Annotated in this window: 12 protein-coding genes and 4 pseudogenes; 13 read left to right on the top strand and 3 right to left on the bottom strand. The window is 57.0% G+C overall.

Annotated elements, in window-relative coordinates:
- A protein-coding gene (locus B6N23_RS08375; protein ID WP_305503641.1) for an IS3 family transposase occupies positions 1-1,568 on the top strand; the annotation gives its coding sequence in 2 pieces (ribosomal slippage) (positions 1-466 and positions 466-1,568; 1,569 coding nt in all).
- Positions 1,569-2,034: 466 nt separating this feature from the next.
- Positions 2,035-2,928 carry a LysR substrate-binding domain-containing protein gene (locus B6N23_RS08370; RefSeq protein ID WP_305503639.1) on the top strand — a complete coding sequence of 298 codons (894 nt, stop codon included), beginning with the start codon at positions 2,035-2,037 and terminating at the stop codon, positions 2,926-2,928.
- Between the two features lie 463 nt (positions 2,929-3,391).
- Here B6N23_RS08370 and B6N23_RS08365 read toward each other — a convergent pair.
- Positions 3,392-4,225 (bottom strand): annotated as a pseudogene (locus B6N23_RS08365) (IS1380 family transposase); the annotation flags it as partial.
- Between the two features lie 60 nt (positions 4,226-4,285).
- On the opposite strand from B6N23_RS08365, the pseudogene B6N23_RS08360 reads away from it, so the two are divergent.
- Positions 4,286-5,430 (top strand): annotated as a pseudogene (locus tag B6N23_RS08360) (IS3-like element ISPa133 family transposase).
- Positions 5,431-5,440: 10 nt separating this feature from the next.
- Here the strand turns inward: B6N23_RS08360 and B6N23_RS08355 are convergent.
- Positions 5,441-6,052: pseudogene (locus B6N23_RS08355) on the bottom strand (transposase); the annotation flags it as partial.
- 197 nt (positions 6,053-6,249) lie between these two features.
- Entirely contained in the window at positions 6,250-7,506 is a 1,257-nt protein-coding gene (locus B6N23_RS08350; RefSeq protein WP_103679974.1) for an ISL3 family transposase, read from the bottom strand.
- Between the two features lie 226 nt (positions 7,507-7,732).
- On the opposite strand from B6N23_RS08350, the gene B6N23_RS08345 reads away from it, so the two are divergent.
- From B6N23_RS08345 to B6N23_RS08295, 10 genes and pseudogenes are all read left to right on the top strand, one after another.
- The gene (locus B6N23_RS08345) at positions 7,733-8,215 is read left to right on the top strand and encodes a TRAP transporter small permease (protein ID WP_081711937.1); all 483 of its coding nucleotides are present in this window, start codon (positions 7,733-7,735) and stop codon (positions 8,213-8,215) included.
- A gap of 200 nt (positions 8,216-8,415) precedes the next feature.
- On the top strand, positions 8,416-9,834 hold the full coding sequence (locus B6N23_RS08340) for an IS1380 family transposase (protein WP_305501048.1): 1,419 nt from the start codon (positions 8,416-8,418) through the stop codon (positions 9,832-9,834).
- Between the two features lie 304 nt (positions 9,835-10,138).
- Positions 10,139-11,229: pseudogene (locus B6N23_RS08335) on the top strand (TRAP transporter large permease).
- A 48-nt stretch (positions 11,230-11,277) separates the two neighbouring features.
- Positions 11,278-12,282 carry a TRAP transporter substrate-binding protein DctP gene (gene dctP, locus B6N23_RS08325; protein WP_081137644.1) on the top strand — a complete coding sequence of 335 codons (1,005 nt, stop codon included), beginning with the start codon at positions 11,278-11,280 and terminating at the stop codon, positions 12,280-12,282.
- A gap of 74 nt (positions 12,283-12,356) precedes the next feature.
- Positions 12,357-13,598 carry an NAD(P)/FAD-dependent oxidoreductase gene (locus B6N23_RS08320; protein WP_305503630.1) on the top strand — a complete coding sequence of 414 codons (1,242 nt, stop codon included), beginning with the start codon at positions 12,357-12,359 and terminating at the stop codon, positions 13,596-13,598.
- 398 nt (positions 13,599-13,996) lie between these two features.
- The gene (locus B6N23_RS08315; protein ID WP_081137640.1) at positions 13,997-14,362 is read left to right on the top strand and encodes a hypothetical protein; all 366 of its coding nucleotides are present in this window, start codon (positions 13,997-13,999) and stop codon (positions 14,360-14,362) included.
- A 77-nt stretch (positions 14,363-14,439) separates the two neighbouring features.
- Complete coding sequence (gene radC, locus B6N23_RS08310; protein ID WP_305503626.1) at positions 14,440-14,979, top strand: RadC family protein; 540 nt, start codon at positions 14,440-14,442, stop codon at positions 14,977-14,979.
- A 93-nt stretch (positions 14,980-15,072) separates the two neighbouring features.
- Entirely contained in the window at positions 15,073-15,696 is a 624-nt protein-coding gene (locus B6N23_RS08305; RefSeq protein ID WP_305503619.1) for a DUF3275 family protein, read from the top strand.
- An 82-nt stretch (positions 15,697-15,778) separates the two neighbouring features.
- Positions 15,779-16,372, top strand: a complete 594-nt coding sequence (locus B6N23_RS08300) for a hypothetical protein (protein WP_305503617.1) — start codon at positions 15,779-15,781, stop codon at positions 16,370-16,372.
- A gap of 17 nt (positions 16,373-16,389) precedes the next feature.
- Complete coding sequence (locus B6N23_RS08295) at positions 16,390-17,943, top strand: DUF6094 domain-containing protein (RefSeq protein ID WP_439649844.1); 1,554 nt, start codon at positions 16,390-16,392, stop codon at positions 17,941-17,943.
- Positions 17,944-17,971: the final 28 nt, after the last annotated feature.

Genomic DNA, 17,971 nt, shown 5'->3' with positions numbered 1-17,971 from the left:
ATGCCTCGTTACTCCGAGGAGCGCCGGCAAGCCGTAGTGACTAAGCTGCTGCCTCCCCACAACCTCTCCCCGCAGGTGATCGCGGAGCAGGAGGGGATCTCGCTGGGCACCGTCTACAAGTGGCGCAAGGAAGCCCGCGCCGAGGGGCGTTGCCTGCCGGATACTCTGGGCAAGGGCGCCGATGGCTGGTCGTCCAAGGAGAAGTTCAGCGCCGTGATCGAGACCGCCTCGATGAACGCCCAGGAAACTGCGGAATACTGCCGCCGCCGAGGGATTTATCCCGAGCAGCTGGAGCGTTGGCGTCACGACTGCGAGCAGGCCGCCAGCCTCTCCCACTCGGAACGCCAACGTGAGGCCGACGAGGCCAGGCAGCAGCGTAAAAGCATCAAATTCCTGGAGAAGGAGCTCGCCCGCAAGAACGAGGCCCTGGCAGAAACCGCAGCGTTACTGGCCCTCAGAAAAAAGGCGAGGGCGATCTGGGGGGACGAGGACGCATGATCAGCACCCCAGATCGCCAACGCGCCATCGCGCTGATCGAAGAAGCCCGGTCCCAAGGGGCCCGCCTGGAGGCCGCCTGCCGCGAGCTGGGCATCACCGCCAGGACGTACCAGCGCTGGACGCGCGGCGGGGAGCTGCACGAGGACCGGCGCCCTTTGGTCGACCGGCCGGTGCCGGCTAACGCGCTGACACCGGCCGAAGAGCAGGAGATTCTCGACGTGTGCCACCGCCCCGAGTACGCCAGCCTGCCGCCAGAGCAGATCGTGGTGCGCTTGTTCGATGAGGAGCAGCGCTACCTGGCGTCACCCTCGTTGTTCTACCGGGTGATGCGCAAGCACCGTGAAGTAGTGCACCGGGGCCGTGCCAAGCCACCTCAACGCCGCGCCAGGCCGACGACCTACCAGGCCACTGCGCCGAATCAGGTGTGGTCGTGGGATTGCACGTGGCTGGGCGGTCCGATCAAGGGGCAGTACTACTACCTGGTGATGATGATCGACTTCTTCAGCCGCAAGATCACCGGCTGGGAGGTATTCCTGGCCGAGTCGGCCCACAACTCCTGCACCGTGCTGGAACGGGCGGTGCTGGCCGAGCAGATCATTGACAAGCCGCTGGTACTGCACGCGGACAATGGTAGCCCCTTCAAGGGCGCCACGTTGCTGGAGAAGCTGCATGAGCTCGGCATCACGCCATCGTTCAGCCGGCCGCGGGTCAGCAACGACAACCCCTACTCGGAGGCACTGTTCCGGACCTGCAAGTACCGGCCTTGCTACCCCGTCGACGGGTTTGCCACGCTCGACGATGCCCGCGAGTGGGTGGCTGGCTTCGTGCAATGGTACAACCACGAGCATCGCCACAGCGGGATCCGCCTGGTGACACCGGCACAACGACATGCTGGGGAGGATACCGAGGTGCTGGCCAAGCGCCATGCCATCAATCAGGCGGCCCGGGAGGCCAACCCCGCCCGTTGGAGCGGTAAGACGCGCAACTGGACGCCCATCGCTACCGTATCGCTCAACCCCGAGCGGGAGCTTCAGGTCACCGTTGTCGAACCGGAAAAACAGGTAGCCTAAATGACCTCAGAGGCGACATATTCCTTGACAACTACCGCCGAACGCGGCCAGCATTTGGGTATCCAGCCGGACGGGCCGGCCGCTGATCCTGATTCCCCGGCGCTGACCGGCAGAGATCAGGCCTACACTTCTTGGCCAGATAGTATATTATTTGGTTTTGGGCGCACCCAATGAATTGGGATACATCAAAAATCTTTAAAAAATATTGAGGTGTATTGGACTCAAAAAATTTGTGTTGTAAGGTGCGATATAAATAAACTATTCCATAAAGGTGTGGCCCCTATTGATTTTTCAGTTTTTTATGGACTGGTTTCTGTCTGACTGCAGCGGATATTGCAAGGCGATAATGAATTAATCGGAAGAGGGCGTTATTCTTTTGGCAAAGGATGTTCAATAAAGCAGTTTAATGAACATGGTGTGCGGTTTTTTTGCATGGAAAGTATTTTTTTGTATTAAGGTGTGATAAATGTTGAATTTGCGGCAAATCGAAGCTTTTCGTGCACTAATGATATATCGGACCGTTACTCAAGCAGCCAAAGCAATGCATATTTCGCAGCCTGCCGCAAGCAGGCTTATATCAGATTTAGAATATAATGTTGGTTTTTCTTTATTCCATAGAGATAAAGGCAGGCTGCTTCCAACTCCAGAAGCAATGGCCTTTTTTGATGATGTGGAAAAAGTTTTTACTGGTCTTGATAAAATTGCCGAATCAGCAAAGGAGATTAAGGATTTTAGAACTGGGAGATTGTTTGTTGTTGGGATGCCTGCAATAGCCCATTGTTTGCTCCCCGAAGCGGTGAACAAGTTTTCAGTAAAAAAAGAGGGCATTACAATAACACTCCAGTCTCACAGCTCTCAGAAAGTTTTAGACTGGATGGCAACACAGCAATGTGATATTGGTTTTATAGGCCTTAAGATTGAAGACCCATCAGTAAAAGTTATACATTTAAAGTCTAGTCCTATGAAAGTTGTCATGCCAAAGAATCATTGGATGGCAATGAAAGATACTGTAAGCATAGATGATTTTGAAGGAGAGAATTATATTTCTTTTTGCCAGAATCAAGACTCTCGCCCATTTGTTGACAAGATTTTTTTAGATAACAAAGTGCAGCGTAAAATAAGGCTGGACACACAACTTTCTAGTGTCGCGTGCGAGATGGTGTTGAACGGTGGTGGGGTTTCTATAGTGGACCCTTTGACAGCCAATTTATATGGTGAAAGAGGGTTGGTGGCAAAACCATTAAGTGAAGTAATCGAATTTCACTATAGTGCAGTGTTGCCGGGTTATAGGCCTCCGTCAATGCTAGCTACTAGCTTTCTCGACCTTGTGACAGCGATGTTAAATGAAGAGCTGGATTAATGCATTCGGATTTTCGGATGTTATCGTGAAATAGGCAGGCCGGGATATTTATGAGGCAGACCTGGAATGGAGGTGGCGAATAGTTTTATCGTGGAATCAAGAGGTTGTAAGGACTTGGTTCAAGAGGACTGATCGCCATTGTTGAGTCCCTAACGACATGGTCGCCCTCGTGCAGCGGCTCTGGGTGTGTCCACCGGAACGGTCAGTGTACGACCAGCGACAGTGGTGCCTTGCTGCTGCGTGAACCTGGCTTATTCATGAGGATGCCCAAAAGTACGCCATGGCCCCATGGCTTGTCGACTGAGTCGGGATCAGTGTGTTACCTGAGGAGCCCCCTTCTTATGCCTGTTTAAAAGGCTTTGCTGTCACATCTATAAGCTGAATGCATATGCAGTGGCCATTAGGCCAGCCGTGTTCGCCAGCCATCAGCATGGCCGCCTTAATCTCTAACATTCGTCACCGCTCAGCGCAACGCAGTCAATTTCGGTAGTCCCTTCAACAGCGTCGGCCACCATTTGTCGGCCGCATCGCCGAGCTGCACCGTGATACGCCGAGCGTGTAGCGATAAGGTTGCAGCCACCTTGAGCACCTGCTCGCGCATACGGCTCAGGCTCCAGCCCTGTCGGGTTTGCCGCTCCAGGAGGCAGCGTAGACCATGCAGCACTTGATACGCGTAGAGGCTCAACAGCAGGCTCACCTCATTGCGAGCCATCACATCCTGAACGGTGGAGGCACCGCGATCGGTCGATGAGAGGTGGACATCAAGCGCTGACTTCACCTCGCCCATATGCGCTTCGGCGCTGCCGCGCTTGCGGTAGAGCGCCAAGACCTTCTCCGGCGGCCAGTCGAAATTGCCGAGGTTGGTGACCAAGAAGAAGGCATGGAGCAGCAGGTCATCGGGACGTTCCTGCACCACCAGCACTACGCGCCGAGGTGTCGGCCAGGAACCGGCTTGGTACTCAAGGTCGTGACACCATTCGCGTGGCGCCTCGGGTGGGCGGCCTCGCGGGCGCCGTAGATAAGGCTCGGCCAACGCCTGAAGCCCCGTGTGACTGCGTAGCCGGCCCAGGTACTCAATATGGCGATCCTCCAGGGCCTCCAGCGTGTCGTTGTCGGTGAAACCGGCATCGATACGCACCCGAATCTGGGCCCCGGTACTCTCGTTGAGTCGCTGCACCAGGTGGGGAATCCAGGTATCGGCATTCTCAGCCGGGCCGGCGTTGCCCTCGCGCAGCAGCCCGCCGACCATATCGCCGGTTTCGGCCAGCGAGGCGACCAGCGGAGAGTAGATGCGTGAACTGGTCTAATTGGAGCGGACACCCCGGTAAGCCTCATACTGGAGGCATTGGTGGTGTTCATGACCAAGAAGACGCGACGTCGGTACTCCGACGAATTCAAGGCTGAGGCGGTCAACATGGTTCGAGGAGAGGGTTATGCCATCTCCGAGGCTGCCAGGCGGCTGGATATCGATCGCAGCCTGCTGGATCGCTGGTGTCGCCAGCAACGTGACCGGGAGGATGGTGTGACTGACGACCAGGCAGATGAGCGGGATGCCGAGATCAAGAAGCTTCGCGAAGAAGTTCGTAAGTTGCGGATTGAAAAGGAGGTTTTAAAAAAGACCACGGCCTTCTTCGCGAGAGAGTCGAGCTGAGATACCAGTTCATCGAGTCGGAGAAGGCCTCCTTCCCAGTGGCGGTGCTGTGCCGTGTCATGGACGTCAGCCGCAGTGGCTTCTATGCCTGGCGTCAGCGTGAACCCGATGAGCAGCGCCAGTGCCTGCACCGGGAGGTCAAGGACATCCACGATCAGAAACGTGGTAGCTATGGGAGCCGGCGAATGGCTAAGGAACTCCGTCGCAGAGGTCATACGGTCGGTCGTTATCAGGCGCGTAGCCTGATGCAGGAAGCGGGTGTCGCCTGCCGACAGCGTCGCCGCTACCGGCATACGACGGACAGCGACCACGGGCTGCCAGTGGCTCCCAACCTGCTCAAGCGGCAGTTCACGGTGCCTGAGCCCAATCAGGCGTGGGTGGCCGACATCACTGCCATTTGGACCTTGGAAGGCTGGTTGTACCTGGCGGCCGTGCTGGACCTCTACGACCGACAGGTCATCGGCTGGGCCATGGCCGACCATATGAAGACGTCACTCACCCTGGACGCCCTGGAGATGGCAATTGGCCGCCGACAGCCTCCCCGAGGCGTGCTTCACCACTCGGATCGCGGCAGCCAGTACGCCTCCCGTGCGTATCGCGAACGACTGGCAAAGCACGGGTTCCAGGCCTCCATGAGCCGCAAGGGGAACTGTTGGGACAATGCGGTCATGGAGCGCTTCTTCGGCTCTCTGAAGAGCGAATGGCTGGAGGGACAGCGGTATTGGACCCGCCAGTCAGCGAGGCGCGACGTCGTGACCTATATCGAGATGGAGTACAACAGCTGCCGGCTCCACTCGACCCTTGGCTACCACACGCCGAGGGAGATCGAGAAAATCGCGGAAGCAGCTTAATAAAAGTGTCCGCTACGACTTGACCAGAACAGCGTGCGCCGTAAAGACCATGAAACGCCGAGCCGCCCTGGTGACCGTGGACCTCGATCGGCAGGCCGTCGATGTCCACGGTCAGCTGCTTGGGGCGCTCGCCATGCTTCAGCGAGGCCAGGCGCCAGACCACCAGTCGCAACAGGCCTTCGTGCACGGTATCGATGTTGTCGTCGCGGCCAAGGCACGTTAGCAGTCGTGACAGCGTGGCTTGAGATGGTCGATCTTGGTCCAGGGGCGTCATCCCGCGGGCATCGCTGCAGGCCAGCTGCCAGAGCGGGTCACGCCGCAGCATGTCGGTATCGCTGAGATCGATCCAACCCATCGCCCGCTGCAGCACCAAGGTGCGCAGCTGACTGGCCAGCGAATGACGGACGCGCAGCGGGTGGCGTCGATCAATTAGGTTATCTTCGAGCGCGTCGATCACGCCGCTGTTATCGAGGGCTTCACGCAGCAGCAGGGCGCCGCTGTCGCTGGTGGTGCGTTGGCCGCTGAGCTCGACACGGACAGAACCGTTGCACGAGGGCGTCCAGGCGGATAGTCTTTCACCCATGGCGAGTGGTCCTCTTGAGTCGTGTTCTGCCAGGAACAGTTTGATTCTACAAGAGAAAACCACTCGCCATCTTGATTTTTTGTGCTGCCCCATGAATAAGGCGGGATAAAAATATTTAGGTTTTCTTATTCTTTTTTCATATTTGGTTGTTAGTTATTATATTTAATATTCCAGTTAAGCAAGTAGAAAAGAGGTGGGTGATTCGTAGAAGAGGTATAATGTGGTTCTTCGTCGTTTCACGTGGATTTGGCCTGGTCGAGCAGGCGTCCCACCGGGCTGCCAATCAGGTAGATCATGGCGATGAAATTGACCTCGTTCCGGTAGCCGCGTGCGCGTGACCGAGCCGCCTGGAACAGACCGTTCATGCCCTCCAGTCGTGCGTTCGTCAGTCCCGAGATCCAGCGCCTGACCACCGCGTCGGCGTGGCGCTCCAGCGTCGCCAGGGCCTTCCCCATCGGCTTCAGCAGTGGCTTCTCGGAGACCGCCGCCTTCATGACCTTAAGGTAGTTCGTGATGCGCCACCGAGCCGCTCGCGGCGTCGGGGCCTTCTGGATCCAGCGCAGCTTTTCCTTGATCACCCAGGCATCGGACGTGGCGCTCTGATCGGCCACCAGCTCCTGGAGCGATGCCAGCTGCTTGGGTGTCAGGTTCTCGTTGTCCAGGCTCTTCAGCAGGGCCCAGCGCAGCGACTTGGGGTGTCCCTGCTCCCGGCGCTCCTTCTTGCGCACCTCGTCCAGCCGCTTGGTGAAGGTCTGCACGATATGAAACCAGTCGACCGTGACCTCGGCCTTGGGAAGATGCTCGGCCACGCCGCTGAGGAAGGCGTTTGACATGTCGCACACGACCTCGACCACGTTGTCCGGGTCGCCGCCATGCGCCGCCAGGAAGGCGCTGAAGGCCTCGATGGCTTCCTTGCCGTGGCCTGGGACGGCAAAGATCACCGGCTCCCGCTTGCGCTGCATGTCGAGAAACACCGTCACGTAGCGCTGGCCGCGCCGGGACGCGGTTTCGTCGACGCCGACGGTGGCTACGTTGCTCAAATCCAGCTCCCCGAGCATGCGGCCAACGTAGTGGTGGACGATGCGCCACAGTCGCTTGTCAGAGATCTCCAGCTGCCGGGAGACGGCCAGCACCGGCATCTCCTTGACCAGCGACATGGCGGCCTGCTCGAACAGCAGGGTGAAGTCGCTGCCCGGCCGCGCCCAGGGCACCTCGATGCGCTTGACGCCATGCTCAGGGCACTTGGTGCGAGGCACGCGGGCGTGCAGGTAGCAGTGATGCTGGAAGAAATTCAGGTGCCGCCAGGTCTTGTCGGCGAAATCGTGAGCCGGACAGGCCTGGCCGCACTCAGGGCAGGGGTAGAGGCTGCCTCGCTCGGCCTCGACGTAGAGATCCAGCCGATGGGGCGATACGGAAGTATCCAGGTGCTGATCCTTGAGGATCCAGGGCGCTTGCAGGCCCAAGCCGAGGGTCAGAATCTGGGTGCCGTCCATGCCATACCTCCTGTCGTCGTGGAGGCCATATCCTGGCCCAGCTCAGGGGGCGAATTCCACACCCAACGACGAAGAGCCTATAATGTTGGCGCATAGGCTCCGCATCAAACCGTATTGGACCAATGTGGCGTAGCAATGCTAGCTTTAATTTTGATAATAATAAATTTAGGAAAAATGTGATGTATAAATTGAAACTAAAAAAAGTCCATAACTTCACGAGGCTCTGATGAATACCGCAGCAAAGATAATATTGACTTCACTGTTAGTAGCTGTTGCTGGGCTGCAGTTTTCTCAAGTAATCACCAGGTATGTCTTAGGAATATCATTCATGGGGATGCAGGATATGTTGATGTATCCTGTTTTATGGCTATATATATTGGGCAGTGTAAATGCATCTCGAGAAGACCAACAAATAAGAGCGAACGTTTTGGAGATATTTCTCAAAAGCGATTGGGCAAAAAAGGTCCAGCTAATTGTATCTGATGTGGTCAGTTTGTCAATAGCTTCATGGCTTACTTTTTGGGCTTGGGATTTCTTTATGTACTCTCTAAAAACGGAGAAGATGACCCCCGTTCTGTATTGGCCAACAATTTACTCAGATGCGGCACTGTTCTTAGGGCTTCTTGCAATGAGCTTGTTTACAGCGATTAATATAGTGACTCGCTTTGTTAGCTTGAATGATAAGAAAGGGGCGCTTAACAATGCTTGAGTCAGCAGCAGTTGCACTTGGTGTGCTTGTATTCCTGTTAACTATTGGGGTGCCTCTACCCTATTGCTTTGCTGGCGGTATGCTGGCCATGGTGCTGATGGGCGATGCTGTGATGAACGGCGTTATGCTTTGGCCCGCCTTATTCATGAGACCGGCCCTGAAAACGAAGATAGCGGATGGTATCCTCTTGAAAATTCAGTGTGTTCCGCCAAGAACCTGATCCAAGGGAGCCATCCGCTATGGGTGAAAGCCTATCCACCTGGACGCCCTCGTGCAACGGCTCTGTCCGTGTCGAGCTGAGCGGCCACCGCACCACCAGCGACAGCGGCGCTTTGTTGCTGCGTGAAGCCCTCGACAACAGCGGCGTGATTGAGGCGCTCGAAGACAACCTGGTCGATCCGCGTCACCCGCTGCGTATCCGCCACTCCCTGGCCAGTCAGCTACGCACCCTGGTGCTGCAGCGCGCGATGGGCTGGATCGATCTCAGCGATACCGACACGCTGCGCCGTGACCCGCTCTGGCAGTTGGCCTGTAGCGACGCGCGCGGGACGACGCCATTGGCGCAGGACCGGCCGTCTCAAGCCACGCTGTCGCGGCTGCTGACCTGCCTCGGCCGCAACGACAACATCGATGCCGTGCACGAAGGCCTGCTGCGGCTGGTGCTCTGGCGCCTGACCTCGCTGAAGAACGGCGAGCGCCCCAAGCAGCTGACGCTGGACATCGACGGCCTGCCGATCGAGGTCCACGGTCACCAAGGTGGCTCGGCCTACCATGGCCTTTACGGTACCCGCATCTACTCGCCGCTGGTCGCCTCGCTGGCCGAAACAGGCGACATGGTCGGTGGCCTGCTACGCGAGGGCAACGCCGGCCCGGCTGAGAATGCCGATACATGGATCCCCCATCTGGTGACGCGGCTCAACGAGAGCACTGGCGCCCAGGTTCGGGTGCGCATCGATGCCGGATTCACCGACAACGACACGCTGGAGGCGCTGGAAGAGCGCGACATCGAGTATCTGGGCCGGTTACGCAGCCACAAGGGCCTGCAAAAATTGGCGGCGCCCTACCTGAAGCGGCCCCGCGGCCGACCGCCTGAACAGCCTCGAGAATGGTGCCATGACCTTGAGTACCAAGCCGGTTCCTGGCCGGCACCACGGCGCGTCGTGCTGGTCGTGCAGGAGCGCCCCGATGACCTGCTGCTGCATGCCTTCTTCCTGGTCACCAACCTCAGCAAGTTCGACTGGCCGCCAGAGAAGGTCCTAGCACTCTATCGCAAGCGCGGCAGCGCCGAGGCGCACATGGGCGAAGTGAAGTCGGCGCTCGACGTGCACCTCTCGTCGACCGATCGCGGCGCCTCCACCGTTCAGGACGTGATGGCGCGCAACGAGGTGAGCTTGCTGCTCAGTCTCTACGCCTACCAGGTCCTGCATGGCCTGCGCTGCCTCCTGGAGCGGCAAACCCGACAAGGCTGGAGCCTGAGCCGGATGCGCGAGCAGGTGCTCAAGGTCGCCGCCACGCTGAGGCTGCACGCTCGGCGAATCACCGTTCATCTGGGTGCCGCCGCCGACAAGTGGTGGCCGACGCTGCTGAAGGGGCTACCGAAGCTGACCGCACTGAGCTGACGCTCCTGCGAGACCACCACAGCATCAGAAAGCGAGCGACCGGAGCGGCGGTCGGCGATCACGGCTGCTTGGACGGCCGCCATTGATTCCAAAGAGCTATAAGTAAGTAGGAAAAGGGCTGCGTTCTGGCATTACTCAACAGCCACTCGCGCTGAAGAGGCGAATCCTGATAAGCAATGCCAACAGCCAGTACCTTCAGACCGCTCAATCAGCGCCCTCGTGAATAAGGCGGGTTTGGGGCTATGCACAGATTTCTTCACCTGTTTTGCTTGCAATACCTCTGTTTGTTTTTGCCGGCACCATAATGAGTGTGAGTGGAATTGCTGAAGCCCTGCTAAAATTAGTTAACGAATTTGTTGGAAGAATTAAAGGTGGTTTGGGTGTTGTTGCCACAGTCAGCTGTGGCATTATTGGCGCAATTTCTGGGAGTGGTTTGACTGGAGTAGCTGCTGTCGGCCCTGTGCTTATTCCAGAAATGGAAAAGCGAGGTTACCCCAGGTCTTTTGCTGCGGCTCTCATAGCTAATTCATCCGTTCTAGGGCTTTTGATCCCCCCGAGTGTTACCATGATAATATTCGGCTGGGTGACAGAGACATCTATACTTGCAGCCTTCTTGGCAACATTAGGCCCTGGTCTGTTGGTCGCCTTTCTTTTATCTGTTGTTAATATTATTATGTCGCGTAAGTTTGATCTTATTCTTGATGATCCGTTGCCACTTAAGGAAAAGGTTAGTTCTGTAGCTAAGAGAAGTTTTTCAGCTACGCCTGCTCTTTTAATGCCGGTGATTATACTGGGTGGGATTTATGGCGGAATAATGACTCCTACAGAGGCTGCTGCTGTTGCAGTGATATATGCCATACCGGTTGGCTGGCTCATTTATAAAGGATTAAGCTTCAAAAGCTTGCTTTCGGCAGGGAAAGAGGCAGGTACATCTGTTGGCGCCATACTTATCATGATTTTCTTTAGCTTGATTCTTAGTCAGATGTTTGTCATGAATGGTGTGCCGCAGGAATTAGTAGATGCTGTTTTTCAATATCCGAAAACAAGTATATCTTGTTGCTGTTAATTTGTTTGATGTTGTTCGCGCTGGGCATGGTTGTTAACGATATTACTGCAATTATCCTCGTCGCTCCGCTGCTTATGCCATTAATGCAAGCTATGGAAGTGAGTCCTATTCAGTTTGCGGCGATAATTGGTGTTAGCACAGCAATGGGCGGTGTTACGCCTCCATATGCAAGCATTCTTTACTTGGCTGCCAGGGTTGGTAATACTAAGTTTTCTGAAATTATCAGGCCTGCAATGATTATGCTGTTTTTTGCCTACATGCCGGTAGCGCTTCTAACAGCATATTGGCCCGGTTTGTCAATGGCCATTCCGGGCCTATTCGGCTACTGAGTAGTAGCTAAATTCCGGTGTTGAATAATTAAAAACCAGGAGTAACTCATGAAACTTAAAACAGCTTCCGCAATTTTTTTGGGTGCTATTGTTTCTCTCGACGTAACTAGTGCTATGGCTAGCACGCTAAAAATAGCTCACATTAGACCGCAAGGTACTGAGCATGATCAGAATGTGAAAGCTTTAGCGGAGTCTGTTACATCTAAAACCGATGATGTGGACTTTAGGGTTTTTGCTGCAAGCTCTTTGGGTGATTACACCACAGTTCAGGAGAGGGTGTCTGTAGGTGCCGTGGAAATGGCACTTCAACCAATTTCCAGCAGTGCTGATAAAAAGCTACAAATTGGGCTTCTACCCTATCTCGCATCTGATTGGGATCAAGCAAAGGAAATATTTGGGCCAGGTTCCCCTATCCGCGAGGCAGTTGCTGAGCGTTATGATGAACAAAATATAAAAGTATTGGCAGGCTATCCTGTCTATTTTGGTGGGATCTCTTTGAATAGGGAGCCTGTCGAAGTGGAAAGTGTTAGTGACAAAGGTGGGGTGAAACTCAGGGTACCTCCATTTAAAACATTCTCCCTTCTAGGTGAGGCATTGGGTTATATTAGTTCTCCGCTCCCATTCTCTGAGGCATTTACTTCTATTCAAACTGGTGTTGTTGATGGAGCTATAGGTGCTGGTGCCGAGGGGTATTATAACTCATTGAGGGATGTTACTCAGTATTACATTCCTCAGAATACTCATTTCGAGTTCTGGTACTTGTTGGTCAATAAAGACACATTTGACAACCTTAGTAGCGAGGCTCAGTCTGCTCTTCTGAGTGCTGCGGAAAATTTTGAGTCACAACGTTGGGAGCAGGCCGAGTCTTCACAAGAGTTTAATGAAAAGCGCCTGGCTGAGTCCGGGACAGAGATTGTTGAAGTTTCTAACGAATTGCTTGAAAAAAGTGCAGAGGTAGCAAGAAGTCAGGTATGGCCTGAGATAATTTCTGATATGGGAGAAGACTGGGCTACACCAATTTTGGAAGAAGCTGTAGGGTACTCTGCTAAGTAATTTTCGAATCACCCTGGGGCGTTATTTCTTTAACGCCCCAGGCTTTTCAGTATTTCCATATTGATAACTCTATTATGAAAAAAAAGAACGTCGTAGTAATTGGTGCTGGGATAGTCGGTAGCTGTTGTGCACTGCGGATGGCCTGTGAAGGTTACTCTGTTACCTTGTTGGATAACCTTAAGCCAGGCAATGGTTGTTCATTTGGTAATGCGGGTGGTATTAGCTCTGCTTCCATAATCCCAATGGCCATACCGGGTATTTGGAAAAAAGTTCCTGCTTGGTTGTTTGATAGTGATGGTCCACTATCTGTTCGCTGGAGGCACTTGCTTAAAGTTTCTCCGTGGCTGTTAAGGTGGATAATGGAGTCAGGTGAAGACCGCTCTACATATTCATCTAAAGCGCTTAAAGATTTAAATCACGATGTTTTAAACCAGTATAAAAAAATGCTGGGAACAGTAAATTTTAACAATCTTATTAGGACTACTGGGCATCTTCATGTTTTCAAACAAAAGCCCAGTTCTAAAGGGGATTTTTTTGTTAAACGAATTCGTGAGGAGGCAGGGATTTGTTTTGAGGAGTTTTTTGATAGAGATGTTAATGTTGTCGAGCCATCTCTTTCTAAAGAAGTAAAATATGCGATTTTGATAAATGATGCTAGCTACACTGTGAGTCCTCATCGCCTTGTCAATACCTTGGTTGAGGCTTTTGAAGAGATGGGTGGCAACTTTGTTCAGGATCATGCTAAAGAAGTAGTCGCTTCAGAGTATGGAGTTAAAGTAATTACAAGGTTGAGCGCTTTAGAAGCTGACTACGTGGTAATTTGTGCGGGAGCTTTGTCTAAAGAGTTAATGAAAAAAGACCTGAGCAAGGTTAAGCTTGAAAATGAAAGAGGCTACCATGTTAATTTGGTGTCGCCAAACTTTATGCCTAATTTTCCTATAGTCTCAGGGGATTATAAGTTTTTTTCTACCCCTATGGAAGATGGCCTTAGGCTAGCAGGGACAGTGGAAATTTCTGGGCTTAGAGCTCTCCCTGACTGGTCAAGGGCAGATATATTGTTGAGGAATGCTAAGCGAATTTTTCCTGATCTTTCTGCATCTGGATCTGAAGTTTGGTTTGGCGATAGGCCTTCTTTTCCTAGCAGTATTCCGTTAATTGACGTATCTCCTGTTCATGAAAATATCTTTTATGCATTCGGTCATGGACATTATGGGATGTCAGGTGCTCCAGGTACTGCTGAAATAATTGCCAACATGATTAAGGGGAAGCCGCAAAAAGTTGATATTTCACCATTCTCTTACTCTAAGCATATCTAACCCCTGAACCATTGAAATCGGCCCCTCAAATGCTTCTAACTGTAGGGTCCTACTGGTTGTTCCGAGTAGTGAGTAATCTGCGCTTTGCTGTGCGAGGTGATGAGCTCGCTTGACTCTCCATGCTCGTGTCGTAAGCTCACTCATGCAAGTGCCGCCTACGGCGGCCCGGTGGTCTCGACCGGCACCAACCGAGGCACCCCAGCACCCAGGCGTTTCGAGGGTGCGCCGCTTGGCGGTACGCCACCTCCCAAGGCCTCGCGCATCCCGAGACGAGGCTGCCCATCCGGGTTGGATGCCGCATCTCTTCTTCGGCACTTATGTGCCATCACCCACCAGGGGATTCACATCCCCGGTGGGGAAGGTGTGTCCCCTGTGTGCACTACCGCAGGAGATCCACCATGAAATCCTACGATATGTCGTTTCTGGCTCGTGACCACGGCTTTGCGGGCAAGGTCCGCATCAGCGAGCGGGTCATGGACGACTGCATGTACGTCGCAGAGCACGTGGTCTCGGAGCATGGGGTCACTCCCATCGAACGCTTCCAGCTGCTGCTGCAGAACGTGGCAAGCCAGCTGTCCGGGTACCCGGCAGGGACCCAGGCGGTGCGGCTGGCTCACCATCGCATCCCGCCCAGCGGGAATCCCCACCAGCCTCTGGCTCTCGAGCTCGAGGCGTTGGTCGTGCAAGGCGACCGCCAGCACGGTGACTACCTGCTGGTGGCACGCCACGACGAGCTGATCCACACGCAGCTTTTCGCCGCGTAACCCTTCCTCACTACCCACCCCGACCGGGACATCGCTCCCGGAGGGGGCGGTCTCGGTCATGTCCGGAGGTTCTGGTCATGACACACACTTCAGCAGCTGCCCTCCCGGCAGAGTCTCGCTACTCCCCATCCAATGCGCCTCAGCTGTTCGTGCGCGACAGCGACGGCAACTACCTGGCGGCCCCCGATGACCATGTCATCGATGCGGCGCGGCAGCTGGTGGAGCGTTCCGTCTCCAAAGGCATGAAGCTCAACACGCCCAATCGGGTACGTGAGTTCCTGTGGCTCAAGCTGGCCGGCTACGACCATGAGGTGTTCGGTGCCATCTTCCTGGACACCCAGCACCGCGTGATCGAGTTCAGCGAGCTGTTCCACGGCACCCTCGACTCCGCCTCGGTCTATCCGCGGGAGGTGGTGAAGGCGGCGCTGCACCACAACGCCGGTGCGGTGATCTTCACCCACAACCACCCGAGCGGAGAGCCCGACCCGAGCGATGCGGACCGACGCATCACCCAGCGCCTTCAGGAGGCGCTGGGTCTGATCGAGGTACGCGTGCTCGACCACATCGTGGTGGGCGGTTCGGACTCGGTCTCCTTCGCGGAGCGGGGTTATCTCTGACACCTCGGGCGCTTGCCCGTGACTTCTTGGACGGGTGCCGGCGCTGCCGGCCCCGTCCGCTCTTTTTGCATCCTGTCGAACAGGAGTCTGGTGATGATCAAGATCCCCGGACGGCTAACCGTCCGCACCATTCATGGGCGCAACGGCCCCTTCAACGTGGGCCGGCTGGCGGCCTCGATCGGCGAGTTCGTCATCAAGGATCCTCAGCTGGACCAGTTCAGCGAAGGGGTGTTTGAGGGCGAGTTTCTGCTGCTCGAGATCCGCCCGGCGAGCTACTTCGCCGGTGGCCGGCTGGTGGTGGAGGTCCGCGCCAAGGTCGGCGAGATGCTGCTGACCGAGGACGGCATGCTGGTGACCCAGCATGGGCCTCGCTTCGACTCCGCGGAGATGGATCCGCTGGAGGAGGAGGCCGCTCCAGCGCCACTCGTGCCGCCAGACCCTCCTGCGCCTGGGTCGGGGGAGCCGATGGCACCGTCTGCGCCGCCGCCTCAGGTTGATGCTGGCGAGGGCCCAAGGCCGCAAGACCCGGAGACCCACGCCGCTGGCCAGGAGGCCAATCCCGACGCCGAGCTCTTCGGCCTGCTCTGGCCCCTGGGGCAGAGCGTCAAGCTCGATCCCACCGTGGACCGGGCGCTGTTCCGCCGTCAGGTGAGTCGACTGAAGGAATTGGGCTACCGATTCCAGGCGCCGACGCAGACCTGGCAAGCCGCTGCCTGAGGCAGCCACTCCCCACCGGGGCATCTCGATGCCCTGGGCTCGGGATGTCCCCATCGCTCTTTACTAACCGATGGAGACCCTCATGCCCGAGCTCTACACCCTCGATGAGTGCCTGGACCTGTACGCCGATGCGTTCTGCATTGGCCGGCAGCGTGAGTGCCTGTTTCTCTCCCTGTGGGGGCGGGATACGGCGCTGCAGGAGCTGCTGGCCAGGCTGACGCTGCCAGCAGCAGACAACGGCCTGGATACCCTGCATCTCTGCCGGGGCGACACTCGCCACCCCATGGTCTTTGGCGACATGGACCGCTACTCCCGGCGCTCTGCCCGGTTGCGCCAGACGCGCTTCGGCACCCTGGTGCACGTGTGGCTCTTCGACCAGTGCTGCATCACGCCGGATCGCGCCAATCTGCACAGCATTGCTCTGCTCGACGACGAGGAGCGCGCCTGCCCGGTGGATGACCGGCTATGGCCTCGCGTGCGGGAGCTCTGCCCGCTGCCCCTGCTGGATCACTGGCAGGTGCCGGTGATGACGCTGCTGCATGCCCAGCAGGCGGTACTGCCGGCCTCGTTTTCGCAGGGGCCGATTCAGGCCTGGGAGATCTCCCTCGATGAGAACGACTTGGCCCTGCGCCTCAGCGGGATGATTCGCGCCGGCGTGCTTACCCCTGAGACCTGAGCGCTCGCTCCACCTTGGTGCGGCCGTTCTGGCCGCGTCTACCATACCGAACCGACAGGAGGTGTCGCATGGCACTGATGTTTCAGCGCATCGCGCGCAACTTCGCCAGGAATGGCTACTTCCCCACGGATGAGGCGTCGCTCGAGCGGGTGCTTCAGGCGCTGAGCCCGGCAAGCGCCGGCCGGATGCGAGTGCTCGACCCCTGTGCGGGGGAGGGTGCTGCCATCGCCGAGCTTGCCCACCACCTGGGTCGCGAACGCGTTCAGGCCTGCGGCGTGGAGTATCACGCCGAGCGGGCCGCCTCGATGGATGGCCTGGTGGATAGAGGCCTGCAGGGCGACCTGATGGACACGGTGATCTCACCGCGCAGCATGGGCTGCCTGTGGCTCAACCCGCCCTATGGCGACCTGCTGGCCGACCACGCCGGCTACGAGCGCTATCAGGGCAAGGGGCGCAGGCGCCTGGAGAAGCTGTTCTACCAGCGCACCGTTGGCACCCTGCAGGTCGGGGGCGTGATGGTGTTGATCGTCCCCGACTACGCCCTGGACAAGGAGCTGACCGGCTGGCTGGTCAACCACTTCACCGAGCTGCGGGTCTTCCGCGCCGCCGTGGATGACTTTCAGCAGGTGGTGATCCTGGGTCGCCGGGTGCGACGCCGTGAGGCGGAGCGCAGCCAGGAGGCCAAGGCGATGCGCGCCCAGCTGCTGCGCGTGGGAAGTAAGGAGATCATACCCGAGGTGATCCCGGAGGTGTGGCCCTTCGAGCCATACGTGGTACCGGCGGCTCAGGGCGAGCTGCGCCACTTCTATCGCGTGTCGCTCGATGCTGAGCAGCTGGCCGATGAGGTCGGGAAGCTGCAGGGGCTCTGGCCCGAGGTGGGCAGCGTGTTCGGGAAGACCGGCCAGGCGCCGCGTCCCCCGGTGCGCCGACTCTCCTCCTGGCATCTGGCCCTGTCGCTGGCGGCCGGGGCGATCTCCGGCGTGGTGACCGCGCCCAACGGCCGCTGCCTGGTGGTCAAGGGCAACACCCACAAGGATAAGGTCGCCAAGACCGAGTTCACCGAGCGGGAGGACGGCGCCATCACCGAGACCCGCGTGCTCACCGACCGCTTTGTGCCGGTGATCCGCGCCTGGGAGATGACGCCAGACTCGCCTCGCTGTGGGCAGCTGCTGACCATTACCTCGACGCCGGCGGCCGATGACGGTGAGCCGGAAGAGAGTGATCAGACGGCAGACGCCGAGGCAGGTGATGCGCCTGAGCCGCTCAACCGGGTCGCCGAACGTGCCGCGAGGCCGGATCCACGCCGCTTCGATGTAGGGCGCGTGGTGATGACCCGGGCCGTCAACGAGCTGGTTGAGCGAGGCGAGGTCTCGCCCATGGCGCTGCTCCGACGACACGTCACCGGCGACTGGGGTGACGTGCCCGAAGAGGACCGCCAGAGCAACGAGCAGGCCCTGGTTCACGGTGACAGGCTGCTCTCGTCCTACCGGATCGGTGAGTCGCTCACGGTCTGGATCATCACCGAGGCGGATCGCAGCGCCACCACGCTGCTGCTGCCAGAGGAGTACTAACCGGCGCCCCGGGCGCCATTCCCCACGG

Origin of the sequence: Halomonas alkalicola, from assembly GCF_030704205.1 — a bacterium.
GTDB lineage: Bacteria > Pseudomonadota > Gammaproteobacteria > Pseudomonadales > Halomonadaceae > Halomonas > Halomonas alkalicola.
Note: the sequence above shows the minus strand (reverse complement) of the source record. Positions and strands in the feature narration are given on the sequence as shown.

Bases quoted from the DNA above. Each gene is read 5' to 3' on its own strand.
- B6N23_RS08370 (WP_305503639.1), top strand. From the start codon at position 2,035: ATGTTGAATTTGCGGCAAATCGAAGCTTTTCGTGCACTAATGATATAT.
- B6N23_RS08350 (WP_103679974.1), bottom strand. From the start codon at position 7,506: ATGGACGGCACCCAGATTCTGACCCTCGGCTTGGGCCTGCAAGCGCCC.
- B6N23_RS08345 (WP_081711937.1), top strand. From the start codon at position 7,733: ATGAATACCGCAGCAAAGATAATATTGACTTCACTGTTAGTAGCTGTT.
- dctP (WP_081137644.1), top strand. From the start codon at position 11,278: ATGAAACTTAAAACAGCTTCCGCAATTTTTTTGGGTGCTATTGTTTCT.
- B6N23_RS08320 (WP_305503630.1), top strand. From the start codon at position 12,357: ATGAAAAAAAAGAACGTCGTAGTAATTGGTGCTGGGATAGTCGGTAGC.
- B6N23_RS08315 (WP_081137640.1), top strand. From the start codon at position 13,997: ATGAAATCCTACGATATGTCGTTTCTGGCTCGTGACCACGGCTTTGCG.
- radC (WP_305503626.1), top strand. From the start codon at position 14,440: ATGACACACACTTCAGCAGCTGCCCTCCCGGCAGAGTCTCGCTACTCC.
- B6N23_RS08305 (WP_305503619.1), top strand. From the start codon at position 15,073: ATGATCAAGATCCCCGGACGGCTAACCGTCCGCACCATTCATGGGCGC.
- B6N23_RS08300 (WP_305503617.1), top strand. From the start codon at position 15,779: ATGCCCGAGCTCTACACCCTCGATGAGTGCCTGGACCTGTACGCCGAT.